Source organism: Thalassobaculum fulvum (assembly GCF_014652915.1).
Taxonomy (GTDB): Bacteria; Pseudomonadota; Alphaproteobacteria; order Thalassobaculales; family Thalassobaculaceae; genus Thalassobaculum_A; species Thalassobaculum_A fulvum.
Map to the genome: position 1 here is coordinate 78,691 of NZ_BMZS01000004.1, position 26,070 is coordinate 104,760.

Genomic DNA, 26,070 nt, shown 5'->3' on the forward strand with positions numbered 1-26,070 from the left:
GCCGGTCCGGCGGTGGCGCGCCCAGCAGGACTCGAACCTGCAACCGTCCGCTTAGAAGGCGGGTGCTCTATCCAGTTGAGCTATGGGCGCCTGGTCGCCGGCGGGGCAGAGCGCCCCGTCAGTGGGTCCAGTTCAGCTTGCGGTCGAACGCGAAGTTGTCGGCGTAGGCCTTGGGCCGCGGCTGGCGCTCGTGCGGCTCGACCACCGAGTACTCGAAGCCGTGGCGCTTGGCGAAGGCGACCGCCTCCTCGCGGGTGTCGAACGGGATCCGCACCTGGTTGGTGGTGTCGCCGGCCGAAACCCAGCCCATCAGCGGCTCGGGAATCCGCGCGGTCTCGGCACGGTACTCCAGCACCCACTTCTTGGTCTTGGCCCGGCCCGACTGCATGGCGTTCTTGGCCGGCTTGTAGATACGGACCCTCATGTACCCGCCGCTCCCGTGCGCGTGCGGCTGCCGCCGCCGTGTTGGTCGGGGTGGACGGATTCGAACCGCCGGCCCTCTGCTCCCAAAGCAGATGCGCTACCAGGCTGCGCTACACCCCGAGACCCTGCAAAGTCGCGGAATTCCTAGCCCTGCGGAACGCCGGGATCAAGCGTTCTGTGGCCTGCCGCCGGGACAGGCGGTCGCAGGCGCTCGGGGTCCGGGCCGGACCCGACGACGGGAATCCGGCTCGCAGCTTCGCCCTCGCGCGCCCTTCACACCGGCCGGGTCGGACGGCGGCGCCGAAAAATATCCCTGAAAAGTTGTTTGGCTTTAATCCATACTAGCGCGTCGGGTTTGAGCGACGGAGGTCGGCGATGAAGCGACTGATCGTGTGCTGCGACGGGACCTGGAACACCCCGGACCAGACCGACGGCGGGATCCCGGCGCCGACCAACGTGGTCAGGCTGATCAACTGCGTCACCGAGGCCGACGCGGCCGGCGTCGAGCAGGTGAAATACTATCACCCCGGGGTCGGAACCGACCCGGGGCTGCTGAGCCGGGTCGCCGGCGGCGGACTTGGCCTCGGACTCGATCGCAACATCATGAGCGCCTACCGGTTCGTCGCCGAGACCTACGCGGCCGGCGACGAGATCTACCTGTTCGGCTTCAGCCGCGGTGCCTACACGGTACGCAGCCTGGGCGGCATGATCGGCCGGTGCGGCCTGCTCGACACCGCCGGGCTGGACGAGGCGACCGTCTGGAGCCGCGTCCAGGACCTGTTCGACAACGACTACCGGAAACCGTCCCCGGGCGAGCGGGCCGCGGGCGGGCGGGACGGCTGGGCGTTCCGGGCTCCGCCGGCGGGCGAGCCCGGGATCCCGATCCGCTTCCTCGGGGTCTGGGACACGGTCGGGGCGCTCGGCATCCCGGACGACATGGCTCTCCTCAACCTGCTCGACGGGTTTCGCGACCGCAGCTTCCACGACACCGAGCTCGGTTCGGGCGTGCAGACCGCCCGCCACGCCGTGGCGATCGACGAGCGGCGTGCCAGTTTCCAGCCGACCCTGTGGACCAACGTCGCGCCCGGGCGCGACGTCCGGCAGCTCTGGTTTCCCGGCGTGCACAGCGACGTCGGCGGCGGCTACGCCGACACCGGCCTGTCGGACGCCGCGCTGCAGTGGATGGTCGAGGAAGCCGGCGCCGCAGGCCTGGCATTCGATCCGCAGCTTCTGGCCCAGATCGCCCCGCGCCACCACGGCACCCTGCACGACTCGCTGTCCGGCCCGTTCGCCCTGTTGCCGACCAAGCCGCGCTGCGCCCCGTGCCTGGCCGACGGCGCCGACCTGCACGCCTCGGCGACGGCACGCTACGGCAATCCGCCCATCACCCAGGCGCCGTACCGCAGGACCCGGATCCTGGGTCCGGGCGAATCGGTCTCCCTCGACGTGTTCGCCGCCGATCCCTGGAACGACACCGGCCTGTATCTCGAGGCGGGCGTCACCTACGCGATGACCGCGACCGGCCAGTGGCTGGACAAGAGCGTCCCGACCGGCCCGGCCGGATCGAACGACGGCAAGTTCCACATCGGCGAGCTCGCCCATGTCGTTGGCAGCGCGATTGGCCAGGCCGAGAGCCTGTTCAAGTATTTCACCAAGAACGAGAGCGCCGATTTCATCATGACCCGGCGCCACGAGGGGTTCCCGTGGTTCTGCCTGGTCGGCGCCGTCGCGAACGGAACCGGCGTGGACCCGGACGGCAAACCGATCCCGCACGAGACGTGGGCGATCGGTGACGGCGGCCCCCGGACCCCCGGGAAATCCGGCTACTTCTATGCCTACGCGAACGATGCCTGGCGGTTCTACGGCAACAACAAGGGACGCGTACGGCTTACCGTGACCCGGGCCTGACGCGGACACCCGACACCCCCTTCCGCGCCGGGTCGGGAACGCGCATGGTTCCCGGCGGCGGCGCTGGCGCCGCGACCGCTCGAAGCCGAACACACCGACCGGAGCCGCCGATGACCCCGCGCCCCCTCCACCTCGACGCCCGGCTGTACGACTACGTCGTCGATGTCGGCGGCCGCGAGCCGGCGGTCGGACGGCGGCTGCGCGAAGCGACCCAGGCGATGCCGATGGCGGCGATGCAGATCGCCCCCGACCAGGGCAACGCGCTGGCCCTGCTGGTCGAGCTGATCGGCGCCCGCCGGGCGGTCGAGATCGGCACCTTCACCGGCTACTCGGCGCTGCGCACGGCGCTCGCCCTGCCGGCCGACGGCGAGCTGGTGTGCTGCGACGTCAGCGAGGAGTGGACGTCGGTCGGCCGGCCGTTCTGGGAGGAAGCCGGCGTCGCCGACAAGATCGACCTGCGGATCGCACCGGCGGTCGAGACCCTGGACGGCCTGATCGCCGGCGGCTGGGCCGGGACCGTCGACTTCGTCTTCGTCGACGCCGACAAGCCGGGCTACGACGCCTACTACGAGCGCGCGCTGGTGCTGCTGCGGACCGGCGGCCTGGTCGCAATCGACAACGTGCTGTGGGACGGCGCGGTGATCGACGACGCCGACCGCAGCGCCGACACCGAGGCGATCCGCGCCCTCAACGCGAAGATCCACGGCGACGAGCGCGTGACCATGGCGATGCTGCCGATCGGCGACGGGCTGACCCTGGCGCGCAAGCGCTGACGTCACTGACGCTGGCAACGCGCGCGCCCGCACGGCAGAATGCCGGTGCTGTCCCATGGGTCTGCAGGGGAGCCCCCCGATGGGCGCGTCGGTCGCAAAGCCATCGGGAGTTCGCCGCCTCGGTCTCGAGGACGAGGTCATCTGGATCTGCGAGGATCTCGGCTGCGCCGGCCCGATCCTGCTGGTCATGGACTTCGCCGGCCGGCTCGACGAGCGTCTTCTGGCCCATGCCGCCCGCCTGCTGCCGGCGGCCGAGCCGGCCCTGGCCTGCCGGGTCGAGGCCACACCGGACGGCCCGGTCTGGCGGCCCCTCGACGACCTGGACGCGGCTTCCTGGTTCACCTTGCACGAGACCGACGATCCCGAGACCGCGATCCGGGCGATCCTGACGCCGCGCCCGGAGCACCACGGCTCGACCTTCCATCTGCACCTGGCCCGGCATGCCCACGGCGATTCCCTGCTGCTCTGGCTGACCCACGTGATCGGCGACGGCTTCTGGACATACGAGTGCGCGTATCGGCTCGCCGGGATCTACAGCGGCCTGGCCGCGGATCCCGGCTATGCCCCGAAGCCGAACACCGCTCCGCCGGTCGGGCTGGAGTGGATGGACCGGCTGGGCTGGCGGGACACCTGGCGGATCACCCGGCGGGACCTGGCGACGGCGCTGCGCTCGCGCGGGACCGTGGTCGGCTTCCGGCGCGACTACGACGCCTACCGGGCCGCCGGGACCCCCGACGCCGCCCACGTGGTCCACCGCCTGTCGGCCGACACGGTCGCCACCATCGACCGCGCCGGCGTCCGCGGCGTGTCCCGCAACGACATGCTGCTGGCGGCGTTCGCCCGGGCGTTCCCGGAGTTCGTCGGGGGATCCGCGACCGGGTCGGCCGGGGCCACGGTGAAGATCGCCCTCACCGTCGACCTGCGGCGGTTCGCGGAGGGCCGGCCCCTGCGCGCACCCGGCAACATGGTGGGAATCGCCTACGTCACCCTCGGCTCGGACCTCGGACCGCGCTTCGACGACACCCTGGCGCTGGTGGCGGCCGAGACCGGCCGCCAGAAGCGCGACCTGATGGGCGTCGGCAACCCGTTGTTCGTCAAGCTGCTCGGCGCCCTGCCCTACCGCTGGCGCCGCCGCCTGGTGGAGGCCATCCTGCGCCGCTCGATGGCCAAGCCGCTGTTTCCGACCCTGTCGAACGCCGGGACGGTCGACGCCGGCCGGTTGCGGTTCGCCGCCGCCGCCCCGGAGGCCGTCGAGGTGGCGTTCTACCCGCCGGCGCTGCCGCTGTTCCTGGTCAGCGTGCTGCGCTACCGCGACACCATCGCGCTGACCGCCTGCTTCCAGCCGGCCGACCTGGAGCCGCAGCGGGTGCGCGGCCTGCTGGAGCGCATCGAGCGCGAGATCCGCGACGGATCCTGAAGCCCCGTCAGCCGCCGACGCCGGCGCCGGTGACCCTGTCACCGACCGCGAGGCCGAGGCGCTCCACCGTCCCGCCGTTCACCTCCAGCACGTAGCGCGCGCGTCGGCCGGCGGCGATGGTGTCGAGCGAATACGGCACCGCCCGCTCGTGCAGGTCGACGATCCGCCCGTCGTTGCCGATGAACAGCATGTCCAGCGGCAGCGGCGTGTTCTTCATCCACATGGTGACGCGGGTCGGGCGGGCGAACACGAACAGCATGCCGTGGTCGGGCGCCAGTTCCTGGCGGTACATCAGGCCGCGGTTGCGCTCCGCCTCGGTCGCGGCGATCTCGACCTGGAACTCGTGACGGACGCCTGCGGCGGTCTCGACGGTCAGCGGCACCCGCTCCTGCGCGGCCGCGGCGGCGGTCCAGGCCAGCAGCGACAGGACCACGTAGAGCAACGTTCTCATGGGCTCAAAACAGCCTCGATGATGCGGTGGATGGAATCGCGCACCGGCCCCGGATTCGGCCGGTCGGCGAGCGTGGTGAACCAGTGTTCCGGTGGATTGCGGCCGCGGCTGTGATTCCAGGTCAGCTCGCGCAGCACGCGCTCGGCATCAGAACCAAGATCAACATCGGGATTTATCCCATTGATCGTAGCCCATATTCCGGACCACGCCCGTGCCACGGACCACGGATTGTAACCGCCGCCGCCGACCACCAGCACCCGCGGTGCCGTCGGGATCAGGGCGGCGACCGCGTCCCACAGCGCCCGGTTCGACAGCTCCAGCCTGGCCTGCGGATCGTCGGCGAGGCCGTCGGCCCCGGTCTGGATCACCAGGGCATCCGGGAAGAATCGCTGAACCAGCGGCACCACCGCCCGGGCGATCAGCAGCGCCAGCTCGCTGTCGTTCAGGCCCGGCGGGACCGGCAGGTTGCGGGCCATGCCGCCGGCCCGGTCGTCGAGCGCGCCGGTCTTCGGCCAGCGGCCGTCCTCGTGCAGCGAAATCGTCAGCACCCGGTCGTCATGATGGAAGGCGTCCTGCACGCCGTCGCCGTGATGGGCGTCCAGATCGACGTAGGCGACCCGCTCCAGTCCATGGTCGAGCATCGCCAGGATGCCGAGCACCGGGTCGTTGAAGAAGCAGAACCCCCAGGCCATGTCGCGGCGGCCGTGATGGGTGCCGCCGGCGAGCGAATGGATGATGCCGCGCTGAACATGGGCCAGCGCCGAGCCGGCCAGGATCGAGGCGCCCGACGAGGTGGCCGGGCGGCGGAAGATCTCGGCGAACACCGGGTTGCCGTTGCGGCCGATGTTGTAGCGCTCGCGCACCGCCTCCGGCACCTGGCGGGTCCGCTCCGCCTCGACTACCGCGGCGACGTAGTCCGGGTCGTGGAAGCGCTGCAGCTGCTCGGGATCGGCCTGCCCGCTCTCGACGTAGTGCGCGTCGTCGAGCCAGCCGATCGCGCGGGCGATGTCGATCGCCGGAGTCACCCGCTGGATCGAGAGCGGATGGCGCTGGCCGTAGACCGAGTGCCGGTAGATCTCGTTGCCGACCATGATAGGCCGGGCCGGAAACGCCGGCGGCAGGACCGACGGGTCGAACCGGGTCCAGGCCGGGTCGCGGCGCGCCGTGATCTCGGGCGGAACCCGGTACGGGACAGGCTGCGGCGCGGGGCGTCGGGCGGCGGGGCGTCGGATGATCGTCTCTGAAGCGTCCATGCCAGCAGAAACTGCGTCACCGAAGCGGGCTTGCCAAGGGGGCGGCCGGTCGCCATGATCGCCTCGCCACTTCGGGGGAGCCGCAATCCGGCGGCTGAGAGGTCCAGGCGACTGGACGACCCCACGAACCTGATCCGGGTCACGCCGGCGGAGGGAGCAAGGAGGCAATGATGCGCGCCCGCGCAACAGGCCGGTCCGAATCCGACGCAGTGCACGCCCGGGAACCCCATTCCCGGCGATGACGCGCGTCCACCGTTTCGCCCGCCCCCTGGCGATCGCCGCCGGGCTGGTGGCGCTGTGGCAGGCCGTGGTGTGGGCGACCGCCGCCCCGCCCTACATCCTGCCGGGCCCGGGGCGGGTGGTCGCGGCCTGGATCGAGCGTCGTGACATCGTCCTGCACCATGCCGGCATCACCGTGCTGGAGATCGTGGTCGGCCTGACGCTCGGCGCCGCCGTCGGCCTGGCGGTCGCCACCACCCTGCACGCCGTCCGCCCGATCCGGCCGTGGCTGCTGCCGGTGCTGGTGGTCAGCCAGGCGATCCCGGTGTTCGCGATCGCCCCCCTGCTGGTGCTGTGGCTCGGCTACGGCCTGGCCAGCAAGGTCGTGATGGCGGCCCTGATCATCTTCTTCCCGGTCGCCACCGCGTTCTACGACGGGCTGCGGCGGGTCGAGCCGCTGTGGCTGGACGCCGCCCGCACCCTCGGCTGCCGCGGCCCGCGGCTGTTCCGGCGGGTGCGGTTGCCGGCCGCCCTGCCGGCGCTGGCGTCCGGCCTTCGGGTGGCGACCGCGGTCGCCCCGATCGGCGCCGTGGTCGGCGAGTGGGTCGGGTCGTCGGCCGGGCTCGGCTACCTAATGCTGCACGCCAACGGGCGCATGCAGACCGACCTGATGTTCGCCGCCCTGCTCACCCTCGCGATCCTGTCGGTCGCGCTCTACACCGCCGTCGACCTCGGCCTGCGCCGGGCCATGCCCTGGCAGGCCGGCGAGCTGGACGAGTCCCGATGACCTCCCTCCACCGACAACCCCGGAGACCCCGAATGCGTCTGCTGCCCACCCTCGTCGCCGGCGCTCTGCTGGCCGCGGCCCCGGCCCACGCCGCCGACAAGATGACCGTGCTGCTCGACTGGTTCGTCAACCCGGACCACGGCCCGCTGATCGTCGCCGAGGAACTCGGCCTCTATGAGCAGCAGGGCCTGGACGTCGAGCTGATCGCGCCGGCCGACCCGAACGACCCGCCGAAGCTGGTCGCCGCCGGCAAGGCCGACGTGGCGATCTCCTACCAGCCGCAGTTGCACCTGCAGGTCGACCAGGGCCTGCCGCTGGTGCGTTTCGGCACCCTGGTCGCGACCCCGCTGAACACCCTGACGGTGCTGGCCGACGGGCCGGTGAAGACGCTCGCCGACCTGAAGGGTCGCAAGGTCGGGTTCTCGGTCGCCGGCACCGAGGAGGCGATGCTGACCGCGATGCTGGGGACCGTCGGCCTCGGCGTGGCCGACATCGAGCTGGTGAACGTCAACTTCTCGCTGTCGCCGTCGCTGATCTCCGGCCAGGTCGACGCGGTGATCGGCGCCTACCGCAACTTCGAGCTCAACCAGATGGACATCGTCGGCCGCCCCGGCCGGGCGTTCTACGTCGAGGAGCACGGGGTGCCGCCGTTCGACCAGCTGATCTACGTCGCCCACAAGGACCGCGCCGCCGACCCGCGGCTGCCGCGGTTCCTGGAGGCGACCGAGCGGGCCGTGCAGTTCATGGTCAACCACCCGGACGACGCCTGGAAGCTGTTCGTGAAGAACCACAAGGACGTGGACGACGAACTGAACCGCCGGGCGTGGCGCGACACGCTGCCGCGCTTCGCGCTGCGCCCGGCGGCCCTGGATACCGGCCGCTACGACCGGCTGGCGGGCTTCCTGAAGGAGGCCGGCCTGATCAAGGCCGTGCCACCGGTCGCAAGCTACGCCGTCGCGGTGCGCTGAGCCGACCCGGCTTCCGCCGCCGGCTCGTCGACGATCCGGCAGGTCTCCAGGAACTCCCAGTAGAGCTTCCGGGCCTGCCGGAACACCGGTCCCGGCTGCAGCTCGCGGCCTTCCCAGCCGGTCACCGTCTGGATCTTGCCGGCATTGCCGGACATCCAGATCTCGTCGGCATCGTCCAGGTCGGCGACGGTCAGCGTGCGCTGCTCGACCGGCACGCCGGCGGCGGTCAGCAGGCCGGCCACCCGATTCTTGGTGATGCCGTCCAGGAAGGTGCCGTTGGCCTGCGGCGTGATCGCCACCCCGTCCTTGGCGATCCACAGATTGGCGTGGCTGAACTCGGCGACGTTGCCGTCGGGATCCAGAACGACCGCCAGCTGGAAGCCTCGGCTCATCGCTTCGCGCCGGGCGCGCTGCGAGTTCGGGTACAGCGCGCCGGCCTTCGAATCGGTCGGCGCCTGGTCCGGGGCGGCCCGGCGGTACGGCGACAGCGTGGCCTTGCCGGCGTTCTCCGGCGGCATCGGCGCCTCGAAGATCGACAGCGCGAACAGGGTCTCGCCGGTCTCGGGCAGCAGGCTGCCCTCGCGGCAGAAGAACATCGGCCGGACGTAGTAGTCGGCGTCGGCCGGCAGCATGCGGATGCCCTCGACGCACAGCGCGTGGACCTCCTCGGCCGTCATCGCCGGCTCCAGCCCGATCGCCCTGGCCGAGCGGATCAGCCGGGCGCAGTGGCGGTCCAGGTCGGGCGCGCAGCCGTGGATGGCCCGGGCACCGTCGAACACGTTGTTGGCGGACCAGAAGCCCAGGTCCATCGGCCCGGCCACCAGCGGCGGATCGTTGCGCCAACCCCCTTCGTAGAAGTGCACGGCTTTCATTTTACCCTCCCGATTTGAACGAACGTTACCAGGACAGTCTTTCTGACCCATTTTAGGTCAGCACTCCATACCTATTTTCGCAAAGCACGTTGCGGCGACTCGGTGTCACCGGGACATTGCGGATCATACGGAGGGGGACATACGGTAGCGGGCTTGGCGCGCCCGTCGGACCTGTGGCATGAATCGCCGCTCCGACGCGGCCGGCGTCGGCTGGCGTGGTCGGGAGAGGGACAGCGGCGGAATGCTTCACGCATTGGTCTTGGGAGCGAGCTTGGCCGTGTTCTGGCTCCTGCTGTCCGGCTATTTCCACGAGCCGCTGCTGCTGACGCTGGGCGCCCTGTCGGTGCTGCTGACGCTCTGGCTGTCGTTCCGCATCGACCGCCACGACGGCGAGCGGGTGCGGCTGCGGATCGACCCCGCCATCATCCGCTACTGGGCCTGGCTCCTGGTCGAGATCGTCAAGGCGAACATCGACGTGGCGAAGCTGATCCTGGCGCCGAAACCGGCGCTCAGTCCGCGCATGATCCGGGTCAAGGCGACCCAGTCGACCGACATGGGGGTGGTGATCTACGCCAACTCGATCACCCTGACGCCGGGAACCGTGACCGTCGATATCGACGGCGACGAGCTCGTGGTCCACGCCATCACCCAGGACATGGCCGACGGCCTGACCGGCGGCGACATGGGCGACCGGGTCACCGCCCTGGGCGAGCGCTGATGGACTACTCGTTCATGCTGCTCGCCGCCGCCACGACCGGCCTGCTGGTCGCGATGCTGATCACCCTGGCGCGAACCATCGCCGGCCCCAGCCTGTACGACCGGGTGCTCGCCGTGAACAGCGTCGGCACCAAGATCGTGCTGCTGATCGCCGCCATGGGGTTCCTGGCCGGACGGCCGGACTTCCTGGACATCGCGCTGCTGTACGCACTGGTGAACTTCATCGGCACCCTGGCGGTCCTGAAGTTCTTCCGGTACCGCCATCTCGGGATCGCCGGCAGCGCCGACGACAGGACCGCCGCAAGTGAGACTGGGGGGCGGCGATGACGTTGATCGCCCACATCCTGGCCGGGGCGTTCCTGGCGGCCGGCGCGGTCTTCGTACTGATCGGCTCGTTCGGCCTGTGGCGCCTGCCGGACTTCTACACCCGGCTGCACGCCGCCGGCATCACCGACACCCTCGGCCTGTCGCTGCTGCTGGTCGGCATGATGTTCCTGGCCGGCTGGACGCTGGTCACCGTCAAGCTGATCTTCATCCTGCTGCTGATCCTGCTGACCAGCCCGACGGCGACCCACGCGGTCGCCAACGCCGCCTACACCGTCGGCCTCCGGCCGTTCGGGGTGCCGGCGGAGGACCTTCCGGAGAAGGACGGCTGAGGCATGGAACTGCTGATCGACATCGTTCTGCTGGCCATCCTCGGGATCATCGCGGTCGCCATCCTGTGGACCCGTCACCTGTTCGTCGCGACCATGCTGTCGGGCGCCTACAGCCTGACCTCGGCCGCCCTGCTGGTGGCGCTCGACGCGGTCGACGTGGCGTTCACCGAGGCGGCGGTCGGCGCCGGCATCTCCACCGTGCTGATGCTCGGCACCCTGACCCTGACCCGGCGGCGCGAGAAGGCCACCAACCGGCGGGTCTCGATCGGCCCGCTGCTGCTGGTGATCGTCACCGGCGCGTTGCTGATCTACGGAACCGTCGACATGCCGGCGTTCGGCGACCCGAACGCGCCGGCCCTGCTGCACGTGGTCCCGGAGTATCTCGCCGGCACCCGCGACGACATCCAGATTCCGAACATCGTCACCGCGATCCTGGCCAGCTACCGCGGCTTCGACACGCTCGGCGAGACCGCGGTGATCTTCACCGCCGGTGTCGGCGTGCTGCTGCTGCTCGGGCGGCGGCGCGAGGAGGACGAGGAAGCCGGCACGCGCCGGCCGGAGCGTGAGGCATGAGGCATCACCTGGTCCTGCGCGTCGTCTCCAAGCTGCTGATCCCGTTCATCATCCTGTACGGGCTCTACGTGCAGTTCCACGGCGACTTCAGCCCGGGCGGCGGCTTCCAGGCCGGCGTGATCGTGGCGGCGGCGATCATCCTGTACGCGCTGATCTTCGGCACCGAGCGCGCCAAGCAGGTGTTCAAGCCCCAGGCCCTGATGGTGCTGGCGCCGGTCGGCGTGATGATCTTCGCCCTGGTCGGGTACTACGCGATGGCCATGGGCGGGGCCTATCTCGACTACGACTGGCTGGCCGGCGACGACACCACCGGCCAACACATCGGCATCATCACCGTGGAATTCGGCGTCGGCCTGACGGTGACCGCGGTGATGACGCTCATCTTCCTGGCCTATGCGGGCCGGACCCACGAGATCGACGACGACGACTGGTGACGATGCTCGAGCTGATCCTCGCCAAGTACAATTACTGGATCGTCATCGTGCTGATGATGGCGGGCCTGTATGTCGTCGTGGCACGCGGCAACCTGGTCAAGAAGATCATCGGCCTGAACGTGTTCCAGACCTCGGTCTTCCTGCTGTACATCTCGATGGGCAAGGTCGCGGGCGGCACCGCGCCGATCCTGACCGGCAAGGACGAGGTGTTCTCGAACCCGATCCCGCATGTGCTGATCCTGACGGCGATCGTCGTCGGCATCGCCACCACCGCGCTCGGGCTCGCCCTGGTGGTGCGGATCCGGGAGGCCTACAGCACCATCGAGGAAGACGAGATCGACGAGGCGGAGAGCCTGGACATGACCGCCGACCTCGCGGAGCGGCGCCGATGAGCACGCTGTCCGCCGCGCTGCCGCACCTGCCGATCCTGCAGGTCGTGGTCCCGCTGATCTCGGCGCCGATCTGCTTCCTGCTGCAGCGCGCCGGCCTGGCCTGGGCGTTCTCGACCCTGGTCAGCTGGCTCGCCTTCGCGACCTCCGTGATGCTGCTGCGGGCGGTCATGGCCGACGGCACGATCCACTACGAGATCGGCGGCTGGGCGGCGCCGTGGGGCATCGAATACGTGATCGACGCCGCCAACGCGATCGTGCTGGTCATCGTCTCCGGGATCGGCGCCGCGGTGAGCAGCTATGCCCCGCGCAGCGTGCTGGCGGAGATTCCGGCCAGCCAGCGCGGGCTGTACTACACTGCCTACCTGCTGTGCCTCGCCGGCCTGCTCGGCGTGACGATCACCGGCGACGCCTTCAACGTCTTCGTGTTCCTCGAGATCACGTCGCTGTCGTCCTACGTCCTGGTGGCGGCCGGCGCCGGCCTGGACCGGCGCGCCCTCACCGCCGCCTACAACTACCTGGTCATGGGCACGGTCGGCGCCACGTTCTTCGTCATCGGCGTCGGCCTGCTGTACATGGTGACCGGAACCCTGAACATCGCCGACCTGCACGAGCGGGTGCCGCCGCTGCTGGACAACCGAACGGTCCACGTCGCCTTCGCCTTCATCGTCGTCGGCCTGGGGCTGAAGCTGGCGCTGTTCCCGCTGCACACCTGGCTGCCGAACGCCTACACCTACGCCCCGTCGACCGGGACCGCGTTCCTGGCCGCGACCTCGACCAAGGTCTCGGTCTACGTCCTGCTGCGCTTCCTGTTCGGGGTGTTCGCGCCGACCTCCGGGTTGATGGCGCTGACCATGGACTACGTGCTGCTGCCGCTGGCGGTGATCGGCATGATGGCCGCCACCGTCGCCGCCATCTACCAGTACAACCTGAAGCGCCTGCTCGCCTATTCGTCGGTCGCGCAGCTCGGCTACATGGTGCTCGGCTTCGCCTACGGCAGCGTCGACGGCCTGACCGCGGCGGTCCTGCACCTGTTCAACCACGCCCTCATGAAGGGTGCGCTGTTCCTGGCTCTCGGCTGCGTCATGCTGCGGGTCGGCGACGTCACCATGCACGGCGTGCGCGGGCTCGGACGGCAGATGCCGTGGACCATGGCGGCGTTCGTCGCCGGCGGCCTCAGCCTGATCGGCGTGCCGCTGACGGTCGGTTTCATCAGCAAGTGGTATCTCGTGGGGGCCGCCCTGGAGGACGGCCGCTGGTGGATCGCCGCGCTGATCCTGGCCAGTTCGCTGCTGGCGGTGATCTACGTCTGGAAGGTGGTCGAGGCCGCCTACCTGCGTGAGCCGCCGGCCGGCCGCACGGTGCGCGAGGCGCCGCTGTCGATGCTGGTGCCGACCTGGATCCTGGTGCTGGCCAACATCTGGTTCGGCGTCGACGCCGAGCTCACGGTCTCGGTCGCGCGCACCGCCGCCATGGGCCTGCTGGGAGTGGCGCCATGAACCCGTCCTTCCTGCTCGCGGCCACCCTGCTGCTGCCGCTGATCGGCACGCTGTTCATCGCGCTGACCGGCAGCCGGGCGAACCTGCGCGAGGCTGTCACCCTGGTGACCGCCGGGCTGCTGGCGGTGATCGTCTACTCGCTGCTGCAGGACGTGCTGGCCGGCGCCCGGCCGGCGGCCACGCTCGTCGAGGTGGTGCCGGGCCTGCCGCTGGCGCTGGAGATCGAGCCGCTCGGCATGCTGTTCGCCTGCATCGCCAGCGGCCTGTGGATCGTGAACTCGCTGTATTCGATCGGCTACATGCGGGGCAACCACGAGCACAAGCAGACCCGGTTCTACATGTGCTTCGCGATCGCGATCGCCAGCGCCATGGGCATCGCGTTCGCCGGCAACATGTTCACCCTGTTCATCTTCTACGAGGTCCTGACGCTGTCGACCTACCCGTTGGTCGCGCACAAGGAGACCGCGGAGGCCAGGCAGGGCGCGCGGATCTATCTCGGGCTGCTGATCGGCACCTCGATCGGCTTCCAGATGGTGGCGATCATCTGGACCTGGCTGGCGGCCGGCACCCTGGACTTCGCCGCCGGCGGCATCCTGCGCGGCAAGGTCGACCCGGCGGTGCTGCCGTTCCTGCTGGCGCTCTACATGTTCGGCATCGGCAAGGCGGCGCTGATGCCGTTCCACCGCTGGCTGCCCTCGGCGATGGTGGCGCCGACCCCGGTCAGCGCGCTGCTGCACGCGGTGGCGGTGGTCAAGGCCGGGGTGTTCACGGTCCTCAAGGTCGTGGTCTACGTCTTCGGCGTCGACCTGCTCGCCGAGACCGGCGCGTCGCAGTGGCTGATCGGCGTGGCCTCGTTCACGCTGATCGCCGCCTCGCTGGTCGCGATGACCAAGGACAACCTGAAGGCCCGGCTCGCCTACTCGACGATCAGCCAGCTCTCCTACATCGTGCTCGGGGCGGCGCTCGCCACTTCCTACGGCGTGCTCGGCGGGGCGCTGCACATCGCCACCCACGCGCTCGGCAAGATCACGCTGTTCATGTGCGCCGGCGCCATCTACGTGGCGACCCACAAGACCGAGATCAGCGAGATGGACGGCCTCGGCCGCCGGATGCCGTTCACCTACGGCGCGTTCCTGGTCGGCGCGCTCAGCATCATCGGCCTGCCGCCGCTCGCCGGCGTGTGGAGCAAGTGGTACCTGGCGATGGGCGCGGTCGAGACCGGCCTGTGGGCGGTCGTGGCGGTCTACATGATCAGCTCGCTGCTGAACGTCGCCTACCTGATCCCGGTGGTCGCCCGCGGCTTCTTCAAGCCGTCGGCGGAGCCGGTCCCGCAGTCGGTCGGCGCGGCCGCGGCGCCGGCCGCCGGCGGCCTGCAGGAAGCCCCCCTGCTGTGCGTCCTGCCGCCCTGCCTGACCGCCGCCGGCTGCGTCGTCCTGTTCTTCTACGCCGATGCGGTGGTCGCGCTGCTGCGGCCGCTGGTCCAGTGATCCCCGGGAGGTGACGATGGCGCAACATTCCTCCCCGCCTCCCGGCGAGACGCGGCGCTGGCTCGACGAGCCGCGCAACGTCACCAAGGTGGTCTGGACGCTGGTCGCGGTGTGCGCGCTGCTGTTCCTCGGGGACCTCCTGTACGAGAAGCACCCGCACTTCGCGGTCGAGTACCTGTTCGGCTTCTACGCGATCTACGGTTTCGTCGGCTCGGTCGGGCTGGTCCTGGCGGCCAAGTGGATGCGGAAGATCCTGATGCGCGACGAGGACTACTATGACCGCGATCGCTGAGCTCGCGATGCCGCTGAGCCCCGGCCTGCTGGTCGTCCTCGGCGGCCTGCTGGTCCCGCTGCTGCCGGTCGCGCTGGCCCGGCTCTACGTGCTGGCGCTGCCGGCCGCGGTGCTCGCCTACACGCTCGCCCTGCCGTCCGGCGAGCATGCCGCCATCGCCTTCATGGGCCTCGATCTGCAGCTGCTGCGGGTCGACAAGCTCAGCACGGTGTTCGGGAGCATCTTCCTGATCGCGCTGTTCCTCGGGAACCTGTACGCGTGGCACGAATCCGACCGGATGCAGCGGACGGCGGCGCAGATCTACGCCGGCGCGGCGATCGGCGCGGCGTTCGTCGGCGACCTGGTGTCGCTGTTCGTGTTCTGGGAACTGACCGCGATCGCCTCGGTGTTCCTGATCTGGGCCGCCGGGACCGACCGGGCGTTCCGCGCCGGCATGCGCTACCTGGTGATCCAGGTCGGCTCGGGCGTGATCCTGCTGGCCGGCGTGCTGTTCCACGTCCACGGCACCGGCTCGCTGGCGTTCGGCCACATCGGCCTGGACTCCCCGGGCGGCCCGCTGATCCTGATCGCCTTCGGCATCAAATGCGCGTTCCCGCTGCTGCACAACTGGCTGCAGGACGCCTATCCGGAAGCCACCGTCACCGGCACCGTGGTGCTGTCGGCGTTCACCACCAAGCTCGCGGTCTACGCGCTGGCCCGCTCGTTCGCCGGCACCGAGATGCTGATCTGGATCGGTGCGACCATGACCGCGTTCCCGATCTTCTACGCGGTGATCGAGAACGACCTGCGGCGGGTCCTGGCCTACAGCCTCAACAATCAGCTCGGCTTCATGGTGGTCGGCGTCGGCATCGGCACCGAAATGGCGCTCAACGGCACCGCCGCCCATGCGTTCTCGCACATCCTGTACAAGGCCCTGCTGTTCATGGCGATGGGCGCCGTGCTGTTCCGCACCGGGACCTGCAAGGGCTCCGAGCTCGGCGGCCTGTACAAGACCATGCCGTGGACCACCGGCTTCTGCATCGTCGGGGCCGCCTCGATCTCGGCGTTTCCGCTGTTCTCGGGCTTCATCTCCAAGTCGATGATCCTGACGGCGGCGGGCAGCGAGGGGCACTACATCACCTGGGGCGTGCTGCTGTTCGCCTCCGCCGGCGTGTTCCACCACTCCGGCATCAAGGTGCCGTTCTTCGCATTCTTCGCGCACGACAGCGGGAAGCGCCCGAAGGAGGCGCCCTGGAACATGCTGCTGGCGATGGCCGCCACCGCGGCACTGTGCATCGGCATCGGGATCTGGCCCGATCCGCTCTACGCCATGCTGCCGTTCCCCGTCGACTTCGTGCCGTACACGACCGGGCACGTGATCACCCAGCTGCAGCTGCTGCTGTTCGCCGCCCTGGCCTTCACCTTCCTGATGCGGACCGGCCTGTATCCGCCTGAGCTTCGCTCGACCAACCTCGACAGCGACTGGATCTACCGCAAGGTCCTGCCGGCGATCGTCCGGGGAATCGGCCGCGGGATCGACGCGGTGTGGGGCAGCCTCACCGGTATCGGACTGGCGCTGGTGTCGGTCGCCATCGACGGCTCGGCCCGCAACTTCGGCCCGAACGGGCTGGTCGGACGGACCGTGCGGGTCGGCAACGGCGTCGCCTGGGTGACCGCGCTGCTGCTGGTCGTCCTGCTGGTCAGCTACGCGGCGAGCTGACGGCCGGCGCCACCGGTTCTGGCGGTGCCCGGCCGAATTTGATAAGCGGTATCCATCACTGGTTCCGCCCATGAAAGGCCCATCGCGATGGACATGACCGGCCAGCACACCATCCCGGCGCCCCGGCAGACCGTCTGGGAGGCGCTGAACGACCCGGACGTGCTCAAGCAGTGCATTCCCGGCTGCGAGGAGATCGAGAGGACCGGCGACGACGGCTTCACCGCCAAGGTGTCGGTCAAGGTCGGCCCGGTGAAGGCCAAGTTCGGCGGCCAGGTCACGCTGTCGGACATCGACCCGCCGAACGGCTACACGATCTCCGGCGAGGGCAAGGGCGGGGCCGCCGGCTTCGCCAAGGGCGGCGCGAAGGTCCGCCTGGAGGACGCCGACGGCGGAGCCGCGACCGTTCTGAGCTACGAGGTCAACGCCTCGGTCGGCGGCAAGCTCGCGCAGATCGGCGCCCGGCTGATCGACTCGACCGCCAAGAAATACGCCAACGACTTCTTCGCAACGTTCAGCGAGATCGCCGCCGGCCGCGCCGGCGGCCCCGCCGCGCAACCCGAACCGCAACCGGAGGAAACCACAGTGGCAGCAAGCAGCCCGCTCAAGGAAGAGATGAAGCGCCTCGGCATCCCGGAGGAGAACGTGTACCCCGGCCTGCACTGGTCGGCCGTTCTGACCTGGGGCATCGTCGTCGCCGGCGTGGTGCTGTTCCTGGTTTCCGCGCACAGCTGACCGCGGCGGGTCCGCGCCGCCGACACCAGAACCCCGGGAGGATGCCATGAAGGCACGCGCCGCCGTTGCCGTGGAGGCCGGCAAGCCGCTGGAGATCGTCGAGGTCGACCTGGAAGGACCGAAGGCCGGCGAGGTGCTGGTCGAGGTCAAGGCCACCGGCATCTGCCACACCGACGCCTTCACCCTGTCGGGCGGCGATCCGGAGGGCATCTTCCCGTCGGTCCTCGGCCACGAGGGCGCCGGGGTGGTGGTCGAGATCGGCCCCGGGGTGAAGGGCCTCAAGCCCGGCGATCACGTGATCCCGCTCTACACTCCCGAGTGCCGGGAGTGCGAGTACTGCCTGAACCCGAAGACCAACCTCTGCCAGGCGATCCGATCGACCCAGGGCCAGGGGCTGATGCCGGACGGCACCTCGCGGTTCTCGCTGAACGGCAAGAAGCTGTTCCACTACATGGGCTGCTCGACGTTCTCGAACTACACGGTGATGCCGGAGATCGCGCTGGCGAAGATCCGCAGCGACGCGCCGTTCGACAAGGTCTGCTACATCGGCTGCGGCGTCACCACCGGCATCGGCGCGGTGATCAACACCGCCAAGGTCGAGCCGGGCTCCAACGTCGTGGTGTTCGGCCTCGGCGGGATCGGCCTGAACGTGGTCCAGGGCGCCCGCATGGTCGGCGCCAACATGATCGTCGGCGTCGACCTGAACCCGGCCCGCAAGGAGCTGGCGACCAGGTTCGGCATGACCCACTTCGTCAACCCGAAGGAGGTCCAGGGCGACCTGGTGGCCCATCTGGTCGAACTGACCGGCGGCGGCGCCGACTACTCGTTCGAGTGCATCGGCAACGTCAACACCATGCGACAAGCCCTTGAGTGCGCTCACAAAGGCTGGGGCGAAAGCATCATCATCGGAGTCGCCGGCGCCGGCCAGGAGATCTCCACCCGGCCGTTCCAGCTGGTCACCGGCCGGTCCTGGCGCGGCACCGCCTTCGGCGGCGCCAGGGGCCGGACCGACGTGCCGAAGATCGTCGACTGGTACATGGACGGGAAGATCAACATCGACGACCTGATCACCCACACCATGCCGCTCGAGCAGATCAACCACGGCTTCGACCTGATGCACGAGGGCAAGTCGATCCGCAGCGTGGTGGTCTACTGACCGCCGGCACCTGAGATCCGAGGTCCGGCTCACGGCCCGCTCACACGGCCGTGGCTGGACCGGATCCGGCAACTTCCCATCTCCGACGACGTAACGCCCCGACCGGCGGTCGCATTCTGGTTGTCCGACGCCGGGCACCGGACCAGCCGCCCCGGCCGTCGACCACGTCGATACGGAGAACCTCGATGGATCTCGCACAGCTGCTGTCCGGCTGCCGCCTCGCGTCCGCCGAAGACCGCCTGGATCTGCGGACCGCCTGGACCGGCCATGTGAAGGCGGTGCTCGACCCGTCGCTGCGCGCGACCTGGCGGGCCTGCGACGGGCACCCCGCCCTGCGGGCGTTTCTGTGGGGCCAGGACGAGAACACCTGGACGGCGGCCCACACGGCACGCTGGCAGGCGGTGTTCGAGACCGGGATCGACCAGACGCACTACGACCGGGTACTCGGGTTCGCCGAAGGCGACCTGGAGGCCGGTCTCGATCCGGCGGTGTACGGCATGTTCTTCGCCGAGCTCGCCGAGCAGATCACCTCCCGCATCCTGGCGATCGATCCCGTCGGCGACGGACAGCGCCGGGCCGTCGCCGCGGTCGCCCGGCTGATGAGCGCCGAGGCGGTCGTCGCAACCACCGCCTACGACCAGGCGCTGCGACGCCGGGCCGCCCGCAGCGTCGCCGACCTGACGGGCTCGCTGCGGGACAGCGTCGGCACGACCATTGACGGCGTCGCCGCCGCCACCGAGGAGCTGTCGGCCAGCATGGCGACGGTCGAGGCGAACGTGACGCGCAGCCACGGCCAGGCCCACACGATCGCCGGCACGGTCGGCGGCACGGTCCGGCAGCTCGACGACTTCCGACGGGCGATCGGCGAGATCCTGGCCCTGCTCGGGTCGATCCGCTCGATCGCCGGCCAGACCAACATGCTGGCCCTGAACGCCACCATCGAGGCGGCCCGGGCCGGCGATGCCGGCCGCGGCTTCGCCGTCGTCGCCCGGGAGGTGAAGGAACTGGCCAACGCTGCCCGGAGCGCCGCCGACACCATCGGCGTGAACACCGATCGGCTCCAGGCTTCGCTCGAGGTGGTCAACGGCGCGTTCGGCGACGTGACGGACAAGGTCGCCGTCATGCTGGCCCTGATCGACGCGACCGGCGAGGCCACCCGCGAACAGCAGCGCGCGACGGCTGAGATCGCCGCGCGGATGGCCGGCGTCTCGGGCGAGGTCGAGCAGGCGATCTCCGGCATCAACCGCCAGCACGCGGTCGATGCGGAGGCGGCAGCGGCGTGACCGGCCGTCAGTCGGCGACCGCCGCCTGCTCCATGCTGTCGAGATAGTCGCCGATCGTCCGGGTCATGTGGTGCACCAGCAGGTCGCGCGCGGCGTCCACGTCGCCGGCGGCGATCAGGTCGCGCAGCCGGCCGTGGTCGCGCAGCGAGACCGCGTTCAGCGCCGGGTCGCTGCACAGCCGCGCCCGCAGCGCCTGGATGCGGAACGCGAAGCCGGCATAGCAGTCGGCGAGGTAGCGGTTGCCGGCATGTTCGAACAGGGTCCGATGGAACGCCGCGTCCAGGATCCGGTAGCGGCCGTTGTCGCCGGTCCGCACCGCTTCGGCCATGGCGTCGACGATCGCCGTCAAGGCGGCGACCAGCGGCTCGCGCCGGCCCTTCATGGCCCGCTCCAGCGCGGTCACCTCCAGGGTCTCGCGCAGGTCGCCGAGCTGCTTGATCTCCTCCGGGCTCATGTCGAACACGAAGCTGCCGCGCTGCGGCTGGATCGACACCAGCCCCTCCATCTTGAGCTGGAGCAGCGCCTCGCGGATCGGCGTCTTGCTGACCCCCAGCTCGAGCGCCAGGGCGTTCTCGGAAAGCGGCGAACCCAGCCCGAGTTCGCCCCGCACGATACGGCCGCGGATCTCGTCGGCGGCCAGGGCGGTCAGGGATTTCGGTCGCTGCAGGACCCGTAGCGGTTCAGCCATACGTTCGATCTTCTCCCGTTCATCTCGACGGCCGGACTGCCTGCGCGTCACGCACCCTGGCACATGCGGTGGAAACGTCACCGCGCCGGCCGCGATCCCGCCGCGGTCCGTCAGCCGTCCCGTCGTTGAGGGCAGTTATGCCACAGAACCGTGGATTTTGCTGCCTGGAACGCGCGGGCCGGCACGCCGCCGGCGATACTGGATATCATGTATGCGTTACCCGGACGTAAACGCCGGCCGGCCGGGGCTCCCCGAACCGGCGCCGGCAGCCGGTGCGCCGTGGTTAACGGTCGCGGCCTCCCCGCTTGACCTGCGTCGAACTGGGAAAGAGACTGGAGCCGACAAGGGCGGCGACCGGCACGGACTGCCTGCGCTATCGCCTGGAAACACTGACAATTTCGAATCGCACGCTTCACGAGGGAGATGAGGGCATGCCCACGGTTACCATGACGGTGAACGGCAAGAAGGTGTCGGGCGAGGTCGAAGCCCGCACCCTGCTCGTTCAGTTCCTGCGCGAGAACCTGCACCTGACCGGCACCCATGTCGGCTGCGACACCAGCCAGTGCGGCGCCTGCGTCGTCCACGTCAACGGCGATTCGGCGAAGTCCTGCACCATGCTGGCGGTGCAGGCCGACGGCGCCGATGTCGTCACCATCGAGGGTCTGGCGAACGGCGACGAGTTGCACCCGATGCAGGCGGCGTTCAAGGAGCATCACGGCCTGCAGTGCGGTTTCTGCACCCCGGGCATGGTGATGAGTGCGGTCGACCTGGTGAAGAAGAACCCGAAGGCGACCGAGCACGAGATCCGCGAGTGGCTCGAAGGCAACATCTGCCGCTGCACCGGCTACCACAACATCGTGAAGGCGATTCAGCACGCGCAACAGACGATGTGACCGATCCCGGACAAGCAAGAAATCAACAGGGAATCGGCCAAACAGGGAGCGAGAAATGCCTGATGGAGGTACCGGTATCGGCGCGGCCGTGAAGCGCGTCGAAGACAAGCGGTTCCTGACCGGTCGCGGCACCTACACCGACGACATCAACCGTCCGGGACAGACCTACGCCTACATCCTGCGCAGCCCGCAGGCGCACGCCAAGATCGACCGGATCGACACTTCGGCGGCCGCCTCGGCGCCGGGGGTGCTGGCGGTGTTCACCGGTGCCGACATGCAGGTCGGTTCCCTGCCCTGCGGCTGGCAGGTGCATTCCAAGGACGGCTCGCCGATGCACGAGCCGCCGCACCCGCCGCTGGCCCAGGGCAAGGTCCGCTGCGTCGGCGACCAGGTCGCGGTGGTGATCGCCGAGACCTACGCCCAGGCCAAGGACGCGGCCGAGAAGATCGTCGTCGACTACACGCCGCTGCCGGCGGTGGTCGACATGAACAAGGCGCTGGCCGGCGGCACCCTGGTGCACGACGAGATCGGCACCAACCTCTGCTACGACTGGGAGATCGGCGACGAGGGCCAGATCGACGAGGCGTTCGCCAAGGCTGCGCACGTCACCAAGATCGACATCGTCAACAACCGCCTGATCCCGAACGCGATGGAGCCGCGGGCCGCGGTCGGCGAGTATGACCGGGCGACCGGCGAGTACACGCTGTACACCACCAGCCAGAACCCGCACGTGATCCGGCTGCTGATGGGCGCGTTCGTGCTGTCGATCCCGGAGCACAAGCTGCGCGTCGTGGCGCCCGACGTCGGCGGTGGCTTCGGCTCGAAGATCTACCACTACGCCGAGGAGGCGATCGTCACCTGGGCGTCGAGCCGGGTCGGCCGGCCGATCAAGTGGACCGCCGAGCGCTCGGAATCCTTCATGAGCGACGCCCACGGCCGCGACCACATCACCCACGCCCAGCTGGCGATGGACAGCGAGGGCAAGTTCCTCGCCCTCAAGGTCGAGACCAAGGCCAACATGGGAGCCTATCTCTCGACCTTCGCGAGCTGCGTGCCGACCTACCTGTACGCCACGCTGCTGGCCGGCGTGTACACGACGCCGCTGATCTACTGCAATGTGAAGGCGATCTTCACCAACACCGTGCCGGTCGACGCCTATCGCGGCGCCGGCCGACCGGAGGCGACCTACCTGATCGAGCGGCTGGTCGACCGCGCCGCCCGCGAGATCGGGCTGAGCCAGGTCGAGATCCGGCGGCGGAACTTCATCCCGGCCGACGCCTTCCCGTACCAGACCCCGGTCGCGCTGCAGTACGACAGCGGCAACTACACCGCCACGCTCGACGCGGCGCTGAAGGCGGCCGACGCCGACGGCTTCGCGGCCCGCAAGGCGGCGTCCGAGGCCAAGGGCAAGCGCCGCGGCCTCGGCTTCTCGACCTACCTGGAGGCCTGCGGCATCGCGCCGTCGGCCGTGGTCGGCTCGCTCGGTGCCCGCGCCGGGCTCTACGAGTCGGCCGAGGTCCGGGTCCATCCGACCGGCTCGGTGACGGTGTTCACCGGCGCCCACAGCCACGGCCAGGGCCACGAGACGACCTTCGCCCAGCTGGTGTCGGAAAAGCTCGGCCTGCCGATGGACAACATCGAGATCAGCCACGGCGACACCAACAAGGTGCAGTTCGGCATGGGCACCTACGGATCGCGCTCGCTCGCCGTCGGCGGAGAGGCGATCGTCAAGGCGCTCGACAAGATCATCGCCAAGGCCAAGAAGATCGCCGCCCACGTGATGGAGGCCTCGGAGGCCGACATCGAGTTCAAGGACGGCAACTTCACGGTCGCCGGCACCGACAAGAGCATGGCGTTCGGCGAGGTCGCGCTGACCGCCTACGTCCCGCACAACTTCCCGCACCAGGAGCTGGAGCCGGGGCTGGACGAAAAGGCGTTCTACGACCCGCTGAACTTCACCTTCCCGGGCGGCTGCCACATCGCCGAGGTCGAGGTCGACCCGGACACCGGCGTGGTAAAGGTCGAGCGGATGACGGCGGTCGACGACGTCGGCCGGGTCATCAACCCGATGATCGTCGCCGGGCAGATCCACGGCGGCCTCGCCCAGGGCATCGGGCAGGCGCTGCTGGAAGGCTGCGTCTACAACGAGGACGGCCAGCTGGTGACCGGTTCGTACATGGACTACACCATGCCCCGCGCCGACAACCTGCCGTCGTTCTCGGTCGGCACCGAGAGCACGCTGTGCGCCCACAACTCGCTCGGCGTGAAGGGCTGCGGCGAGGTCGGGGCGATCGGCTCGCCGCCGGCCGTCATCAACGCGGTCGTCGACGCGCTGTGGGACCTCGGGGTGCGCGACATGCCGATGCCGGCCAACCCGCAGACCGTTTGGAAGACCATCCAGAGCGCCCGGCCGGCGGCCGCGGCGGAATGACCACGGACGAAATCCGAGGAGACAGACGATGTACGCATTCGACTACCACAAGCCGTCGTCCGTGGCGGACGCCGTCAGCGCCCTGAAGGGGGCGGATGACGGCAAGTTCGTGGCCGGCGGCCAGACCCTGATCCCGACGCTCAAGCAGCGTCTGGCGCAGCCGTCCGACCTGATCGACCTGGGCGGGATCGCCGAGCTGAACGGCATCGCCGTCAGCGGCGACACCGTCACCGTCGGGGCGATGACCAGGCATGCCGCGGTCGCCGGCTCGGCGGACGTGGCCGGCGCGATCCCGGCGCTGGCGGCGCTTGCCGGCGGCATCGGCGACCCGCAGGTCCGCAACCGCGGAACCATCGGCGGCTCGATCGCCAACAATGATCCGGCGGCCGACTATCCGGCGGCCTGCCTCGGCCTCGGCGCCACCATCAAGACCAGCGCCCGCGAGGTGTCGGCGGACGACTTCTTCACCGGCCTGTTCGAGACCGACCTCGCCGAGGACGAGATCATCGTCTCGGTGTCGTTCCCGAAGGCCGAGAAGGCGGCCTACGTGAAGTTCGACAACCCGGCCTCGCGCTATGCCCTGGTCGGGGTGTTCGTCGCCAAGACCGCCGGCGGGGTGCGGGTCGCGGTGACCGGCGCCGGCCAGGACGGCGTGTTCCGGGTGCCGGAGATGGAGCAGGCGCTGGCGGCCAACTGGTCGCCGGACGCGGTCGCGGGTATCGCGGTCGATCCGGGCACGCTGAACTCGGACATTCACGCCAGCGCCGAGTACCGCTCGCACCTGATCACGGTGATGGCCAAGCGGGCGGTCGCCGCCGCCGGCTGACCGGCCGACGACCGATGCATCGACGGCGGGCCGGTCCCATAGGGGCCGGCCCGTTTGCGTGGTAGATTGCCGTTCCCGGAATCCCGCAGCGGAGAAATGTCGATGCCTGGCCGCCTTCTCGTCGCCCTCGCCTGCGCCGCCTGCCTTACGGCGGCAAGCGCCGGCGCGTCCCTCGCCAAGTCCGAAAAGGCCCAGGGCGCCCAGGACAAGGCTGCACTCCACGGCAAGGCCGGAAACGCCGTCAAGGGCAACGCCGTCAAGGGCAACGCCGGCGGTTCCGACGCCGCGGCGGCCGCCGCCGCGGCCGGCGCCGCCATCGCCGGCGTCCTGCTCTCCGACCAGGACCGCACCACCATCACCCGGTACTTCCAGCAGCACCCGCAGCCGGCGACCGCCCTGCCCCCGGGCATCGCCAAGAACGTCGCCCGCGGCAAGCCGGTGCCGCCGGGGATCGCCAAACGCGGCGTTCCGAACGGCCTGACCGGGAAGCTCTCGATCCCGAAAGGCTACGAGTTGCAGACCGTCGGCACCGACGTGGTGCTGATCGAGGCCGGGACGCGGATCATCGCCGACGTGCTGAAGGACGTGCTGCGAAAATAGTCCCTTGATTGCGGCGCCGCAGCAGATATGTTGCGCCGCAACATAGCGAGGTCACGAGGACCAGGACATGAGACTCGACAAGATCGCCATCGGCCACAACCCGCCCTACGACGTGAACGTGGTCATCGAGGTCGGCCTCGGCTCCGACCCGGTCAAGTACGAGCTCGACAAGGAATCCGGCGCCCTGTTCGTCGACCGGTTCCTGCACACCGCGATGAGCTACCCGGTCAACTACGGCTTCATCCCGCACACCCTGGCCGACGACGGCGACCCGCTCGACGTCATGGTCGCCGGCATGGTGCCGATCCTGCCGAAGTCGGTGGTCCGGGTGCGCCCGGTCGGCGTGCTGATCATGGAGGACGAGGCCGGCCAGGACGAGAAGATCCTGACCGTGCCGGTCGACAAGCTGCACCCCTACTACACCGACGTCGGCTCCTGGCGGGACCTGCCGAAGATCCTGATCGACCAGATCCAGCACTTCTTCACCCACTACAAGGACCTCGAGGCCAACAAGTGGGTCCAGGTGAAACGCTGGGGCGACGCCGAAGAGGCGCTCGACCTGATCCGCGCCGGCATCCGGGCTGCCGAGGCGAAGCCGGCCAAGGCCGCCGAGTAGGCGGCCCCGGCCCGTCCTTCACAATCGG

General features: G+C 69.6%; 28 protein-coding genes, 2 tRNA genes and 1 riboswitch. Of the genes, 23 read left to right on the forward strand and 7 right to left on the reverse strand.

Annotated features, from left to right (window positions below):
- Positions 1–13: 13 nt before the first annotated feature.
- The 3 genes from IE246_RS09710 to IE246_RS09720 all read right to left on the reverse strand — a co-directional run bounded on the left by IE246_RS09710 (position 14) and on the right by IE246_RS09720 (position 543).
- Positions 14–90 (reverse strand) — tRNA-Arg (locus IE246_RS09710).
- A 28-nt stretch (positions 91–118) separates the two neighbouring features.
- Positions 119–424, reverse strand: coding sequence for an ETC complex I subunit (locus IE246_RS09715; protein WP_189988847.1), 306 nt, complete (start codon positions 422–424; stop codon positions 119–121).
- 42 nt (positions 425–466) lie between these two features.
- Positions 467–543 (reverse strand) — tRNA-Pro (locus IE246_RS09720).
- A 255-nt stretch (positions 544–798) separates the two neighbouring features.
- Between IE246_RS09720 and IE246_RS09725 the strand changes: the two genes are divergently transcribed.
- From IE246_RS09725 to IE246_RS09735, 3 genes are all read left to right on the forward strand, one after another.
- Complete coding sequence (locus IE246_RS09725; protein WP_189988849.1) at positions 799–2,331, forward strand: T6SS phospholipase effector Tle1-like catalytic domain-containing protein; 1,533 nt, start codon at positions 799–801, stop codon at positions 2,329–2,331.
- A 110-nt stretch (positions 2,332–2,441) separates the two neighbouring features.
- Positions 2,442–3,104 carry a class I SAM-dependent methyltransferase gene (locus tag IE246_RS09730; protein WP_189988851.1) on the forward strand — a complete coding sequence of 221 codons (663 nt, stop codon included), beginning with the start codon at positions 2,442–2,444 and terminating at the stop codon, positions 3,102–3,104.
- A 79-nt stretch (positions 3,105–3,183) separates the two neighbouring features.
- Entirely contained in the window at positions 3,184–4,521 is a 1,338-nt protein-coding gene (locus tag IE246_RS09735; RefSeq protein ID WP_189988853.1) for a hypothetical protein, read from the forward strand.
- Between the two features lie 7 nt (positions 4,522–4,528).
- Here the strand turns inward: IE246_RS09735 and IE246_RS09740 are convergent, their stop codons facing one another.
- Both IE246_RS09740 and IE246_RS09745 read right to left on the reverse strand, forming a co-directional pair.
- Positions 4,529–4,972 carry a DUF192 domain-containing protein gene (locus IE246_RS09740; RefSeq protein WP_189988855.1) on the reverse strand — a complete coding sequence of 148 codons (444 nt, stop codon included), beginning with the start codon at positions 4,970–4,972 and terminating at the stop codon, positions 4,529–4,531.
- On the reverse strand, positions 4,969–6,225 hold the full coding sequence (locus IE246_RS09745) for an acetoin utilization protein AcuC (RefSeq protein WP_189988857.1): 1,257 nt from the start codon (positions 6,223–6,225) through the stop codon (positions 4,969–4,971). The genes IE246_RS09740 and IE246_RS09745 overlap by 4 nt, the downstream gene beginning before the upstream one ends.
- 63 nt (positions 6,226–6,288) lie before the next feature.
- Positions 6,289–6,399, forward strand: a riboswitch (TPP riboswitch).
- 64 nt (positions 6,400–6,463) lie between these two features.
- Here IE246_RS09745 and IE246_RS09750 point away from each other — a divergent pair.
- Positions 6,464–7,231, forward strand: a complete 768-nt coding sequence (locus tag IE246_RS09750; RefSeq protein ID WP_189988859.1) for an ABC transporter permease — start codon at positions 6,464–6,466, stop codon at positions 7,229–7,231.
- 32 nt (positions 7,232–7,263) lie between these two features.
- Positions 7,264–8,199 (forward strand): ABC transporter substrate-binding protein, encoded by a 936-nt coding sequence (locus tag IE246_RS09755; RefSeq protein ID WP_189988861.1) that lies wholly within the window; start codon positions 7,264–7,266, stop codon positions 8,197–8,199.
- Here the strand turns inward: IE246_RS09755 and IE246_RS09760 are convergent.
- On the reverse strand, positions 8,178–9,071 hold the full coding sequence (locus IE246_RS09760) for a branched-chain amino acid aminotransferase (RefSeq protein WP_229836840.1): 894 nt from the start codon (positions 9,069–9,071) through the stop codon (positions 8,178–8,180). The genes IE246_RS09755 and IE246_RS09760 overlap by 22 nt on opposite strands.
- A 277-nt stretch (positions 9,072–9,348) precedes the next feature.
- Here IE246_RS09760 and IE246_RS09765 point away from each other — a divergent pair, with 277 nt between their 5' ends.
- The 13 genes from IE246_RS09765 (at position 9,349) to IE246_RS28290 (ending at position 19,988) form a co-directional block, all read left to right on the forward strand.
- On the forward strand, positions 9,349–9,789 hold the full coding sequence (locus tag IE246_RS09765) for a Na+/H+ antiporter subunit E (RefSeq protein ID WP_189988862.1): 441 nt from the start codon (positions 9,349–9,351) through the stop codon (positions 9,787–9,789).
- Positions 9,789–10,115 carry an MrpF/PhaF family protein gene (locus IE246_RS09770; protein ID WP_189988865.1) on the forward strand — a complete coding sequence of 109 codons (327 nt, stop codon included), beginning with the start codon at positions 9,789–9,791 and terminating at the stop codon, positions 10,113–10,115. The genes IE246_RS09765 and IE246_RS09770 overlap by 1 nt, the downstream gene beginning before the upstream one ends.
- On the forward strand, positions 10,112–10,444 hold the full coding sequence (gene mnhG / locus IE246_RS09775; RefSeq protein WP_189988867.1) for a monovalent cation/H(+) antiporter subunit G: 333 nt from the start codon (positions 10,112–10,114) through the stop codon (positions 10,442–10,444). Before IE246_RS09770 ends, mnhG begins: the two co-directional genes overlap by 4 nt.
- Before the next feature lie 3 nt (positions 10,445–10,447).
- Positions 10,448–11,017: a DUF4040 domain-containing protein gene (locus IE246_RS09780; protein ID WP_189988869.1), complete on the forward strand. Its 570-nt coding sequence runs from the start codon at positions 10,448–10,450 to the stop codon at positions 11,015–11,017.
- On the forward strand, positions 11,014–11,451 hold the full coding sequence (locus tag IE246_RS09785) for a Na(+)/H(+) antiporter subunit B (protein ID WP_189988871.1): 438 nt from the start codon (positions 11,014–11,016) through the stop codon (positions 11,449–11,451). The genes IE246_RS09780 and IE246_RS09785 overlap by 4 nt, the downstream gene beginning before the upstream one ends.
- 2 nt (positions 11,452–11,453) lie before the next feature.
- The gene (locus IE246_RS09790; RefSeq protein WP_189989606.1) at positions 11,454–11,843 is read left to right on the forward strand and encodes a cation:proton antiporter subunit C; all 390 of its coding nucleotides are present in this window, start codon (positions 11,454–11,456) and stop codon (positions 11,841–11,843) included.
- Positions 11,840–13,339 carry a monovalent cation/H+ antiporter subunit D family protein gene (locus IE246_RS09795; protein WP_189988873.1) on the forward strand — a complete coding sequence of 500 codons (1,500 nt, stop codon included), beginning with the start codon at positions 11,840–11,842 and terminating at the stop codon, positions 13,337–13,339. Before IE246_RS09790 ends, IE246_RS09795 begins: the two co-directional genes overlap by 4 nt.
- The gene (locus IE246_RS09800) at positions 13,336–14,826 is read left to right on the forward strand and encodes a monovalent cation/H+ antiporter subunit D family protein (protein WP_189988875.1); all 1,491 of its coding nucleotides are present in this window, start codon (positions 13,336–13,338) and stop codon (positions 14,824–14,826) included. Before IE246_RS09795 ends, IE246_RS09800 begins: the two co-directional genes overlap by 4 nt.
- 16 nt (positions 14,827–14,842) lie before the next feature.
- Entirely contained in the window at positions 14,843–15,118 is a 276-nt protein-coding gene (locus IE246_RS09805) for a hypothetical protein (RefSeq protein WP_189988877.1), read from the forward strand.
- Positions 15,102–16,817 (forward strand): Na(+)/H(+) antiporter subunit D, encoded by a 1,716-nt coding sequence (locus tag IE246_RS09810; RefSeq protein ID WP_189988878.1) that lies wholly within the window; start codon positions 15,102–15,104, stop codon positions 16,815–16,817. The genes IE246_RS09805 and IE246_RS09810 overlap by 17 nt, the downstream gene beginning before the upstream one ends.
- Positions 16,818–16,910: 93 nt before the next feature.
- Positions 16,911–17,549 (forward strand): SRPBCC family protein, encoded by a 639-nt coding sequence (locus IE246_RS09815; RefSeq protein WP_373297873.1) that lies wholly within the window; start codon positions 16,911–16,913, stop codon positions 17,547–17,549.
- Between the two features lie 46 nt (positions 17,550–17,595).
- Complete coding sequence (locus IE246_RS09820; RefSeq protein ID WP_189988882.1) at positions 17,596–18,705, forward strand: S-(hydroxymethyl)glutathione dehydrogenase/class III alcohol dehydrogenase; 1,110 nt, start codon at positions 17,596–17,598, stop codon at positions 18,703–18,705.
- A 755-nt stretch (positions 18,706–19,460) separates the two neighbouring features.
- Complete coding sequence (locus IE246_RS28290; RefSeq protein ID WP_229836945.1) at positions 19,461–19,988, forward strand: methyl-accepting chemotaxis protein; 528 nt, start codon at positions 19,461–19,463, stop codon at positions 19,986–19,988.
- A gap of 7 nt (positions 19,989–19,995) precedes the next feature.
- Here the strand turns inward: IE246_RS28290 and IE246_RS09830 are convergent, their stop codons facing one another.
- A complete protein-coding gene (locus IE246_RS09830) occupies positions 19,996–20,676 on the reverse strand; it encodes a GntR family transcriptional regulator (RefSeq protein ID WP_189988884.1) in 681 nt (226 codons plus the stop codon).
- A 431-nt stretch (positions 20,677–21,107) separates the two neighbouring features.
- Here IE246_RS09830 and IE246_RS09835 point away from each other — a divergent pair, with 431 nt between their 5' ends.
- The 5 genes from IE246_RS09835 (at position 21,108) to ppa (ending at position 26,042) form a co-directional block, all read left to right on the forward strand.
- Complete coding sequence (locus IE246_RS09835) at positions 21,108–21,569, forward strand: (2Fe-2S)-binding protein (RefSeq protein WP_189988887.1); 462 nt, start codon at positions 21,108–21,110, stop codon at positions 21,567–21,569.
- A 55-nt stretch (positions 21,570–21,624) separates the two neighbouring features.
- Positions 21,625–24,000 carry a xanthine dehydrogenase family protein molybdopterin-binding subunit gene (locus tag IE246_RS09840; RefSeq protein WP_189988888.1) on the forward strand — a complete coding sequence of 792 codons (2,376 nt, stop codon included), beginning with the start codon at positions 21,625–21,627 and terminating at the stop codon, positions 23,998–24,000.
- A 28-nt stretch (positions 24,001–24,028) separates the two neighbouring features.
- The gene (locus IE246_RS09845; RefSeq protein WP_189988890.1) at positions 24,029–24,826 is read left to right on the forward strand and encodes an FAD binding domain-containing protein; all 798 of its coding nucleotides are present in this window, start codon (positions 24,029–24,031) and stop codon (positions 24,824–24,826) included.
- Positions 24,827–24,928: 102 nt separating this feature from the next.
- Complete coding sequence (locus tag IE246_RS09850) at positions 24,929–25,426, forward strand: anti-virulence regulator CigR family protein (protein ID WP_189988892.1); 498 nt, start codon at positions 24,929–24,931, stop codon at positions 25,424–25,426.
- Between the two features lie 67 nt (positions 25,427–25,493).
- On the forward strand, positions 25,494–26,042 hold the full coding sequence (gene ppa / locus IE246_RS09855; RefSeq protein WP_189988894.1) for an inorganic diphosphatase: 549 nt from the start codon (positions 25,494–25,496) through the stop codon (positions 26,040–26,042).
- Positions 26,043–26,070 lie beyond the last annotated feature (28 nt).

Coding starts and splice junctions, on each gene's coding strand:
- IE246_RS09850 (WP_189988892.1), top strand. CDS start 24,929: ATGCCTGGCCGCCTTCTCGTCGCCCTCGCCTGCGCCGCCTGCCTTACG.
- IE246_RS09755 (WP_189988861.1), top strand. CDS start 7,264: ATGCGTCTGCTGCCCACCCTCGTCGCCGGCGCTCTGCTGGCCGCGGCC.
- IE246_RS09840 (WP_189988888.1), top strand. CDS start 21,625: ATGCCTGATGGAGGTACCGGTATCGGCGCGGCCGTGAAGCGCGTCGAA.
- IE246_RS09760 (WP_229836840.1), bottom strand. CDS start 9,071: ATGAAAGCCGTGCACTTCTACGAAGGGGGTTGGCGCAACGATCCGCCG.
- IE246_RS09730 (WP_189988851.1), top strand. CDS start 2,442: ATGACCCCGCGCCCCCTCCACCTCGACGCCCGGCTGTACGACTACGTC.
- IE246_RS09735 (WP_189988853.1), top strand. CDS start 3,184: ATGGGCGCGTCGGTCGCAAAGCCATCGGGAGTTCGCCGCCTCGGTCTC.
- IE246_RS09795 (WP_189988873.1), top strand. CDS start 11,840: ATGAGCACGCTGTCCGCCGCGCTGCCGCACCTGCCGATCCTGCAGGTC.
- IE246_RS09715 (WP_189988847.1), bottom strand. CDS start 424: ATGAGGGTCCGTATCTACAAGCCGGCCAAGAACGCCATGCAGTCGGGC.
- IE246_RS09820 (WP_189988882.1), top strand. CDS start 17,596: ATGAAGGCACGCGCCGCCGTTGCCGTGGAGGCCGGCAAGCCGCTGGAG.
- IE246_RS09785 (WP_189988871.1), top strand. CDS start 11,014: ATGAGGCATCACCTGGTCCTGCGCGTCGTCTCCAAGCTGCTGATCCCG.
- IE246_RS09750 (WP_189988859.1), top strand. CDS start 6,464: ATGACGCGCGTCCACCGTTTCGCCCGCCCCCTGGCGATCGCCGCCGGG.
- IE246_RS09845 (WP_189988890.1), top strand. CDS start 24,029: ATGTACGCATTCGACTACCACAAGCCGTCGTCCGTGGCGGACGCCGTC.
- ppa (WP_189988894.1), top strand. CDS start 25,494: ATGAGACTCGACAAGATCGCCATCGGCCACAACCCGCCCTACGACGTG.
- IE246_RS09725 (WP_189988849.1), top strand. CDS start 799: ATGAAGCGACTGATCGTGTGCTGCGACGGGACCTGGAACACCCCGGAC.
- IE246_RS09815 (WP_373297873.1), top strand. CDS start 16,911: ATGACCGGCCAGCACACCATCCCGGCGCCCCGGCAGACCGTCTGGGAG.
- IE246_RS09830 (WP_189988884.1), bottom strand. CDS start 20,676: ATGGCTGAACCGCTACGGGTCCTGCAGCGACCGAAATCCCTGACCGCC.
- IE246_RS09745 (WP_189988857.1), bottom strand. CDS start 6,225: ATGGACGCTTCAGAGACGATCATCCGACGCCCCGCCGCCCGACGCCCC.
- IE246_RS09770 (WP_189988865.1), top strand. CDS start 9,789: ATGGACTACTCGTTCATGCTGCTCGCCGCCGCCACGACCGGCCTGCTG.
- IE246_RS09790 (WP_189989606.1), top strand. CDS start 11,454: ATGCTCGAGCTGATCCTCGCCAAGTACAATTACTGGATCGTCATCGTG.
- mnhG (WP_189988867.1), top strand. CDS start 10,112: ATGACGTTGATCGCCCACATCCTGGCCGGGGCGTTCCTGGCGGCCGGC.
- IE246_RS09810 (WP_189988878.1), top strand. CDS start 15,102: ATGACCGCGATCGCTGAGCTCGCGATGCCGCTGAGCCCCGGCCTGCTG.
- IE246_RS09800 (WP_189988875.1), top strand. CDS start 13,336: ATGAACCCGTCCTTCCTGCTCGCGGCCACCCTGCTGCTGCCGCTGATC.
- IE246_RS09805 (WP_189988877.1), top strand. CDS start 14,843: ATGGCGCAACATTCCTCCCCGCCTCCCGGCGAGACGCGGCGCTGGCTC.
- IE246_RS09780 (WP_189988869.1), top strand. CDS start 10,448: ATGGAACTGCTGATCGACATCGTTCTGCTGGCCATCCTCGGGATCATC.
- IE246_RS28290 (WP_229836945.1), top strand. CDS start 19,461: ATGGCGACGGTCGAGGCGAACGTGACGCGCAGCCACGGCCAGGCCCAC.
- IE246_RS09740 (WP_189988855.1), bottom strand. CDS start 4,972: ATGAGAACGTTGCTCTACGTGGTCCTGTCGCTGCTGGCCTGGACCGCC.
- IE246_RS09835 (WP_189988887.1), top strand. CDS start 21,108: ATGCCCACGGTTACCATGACGGTGAACGGCAAGAAGGTGTCGGGCGAG.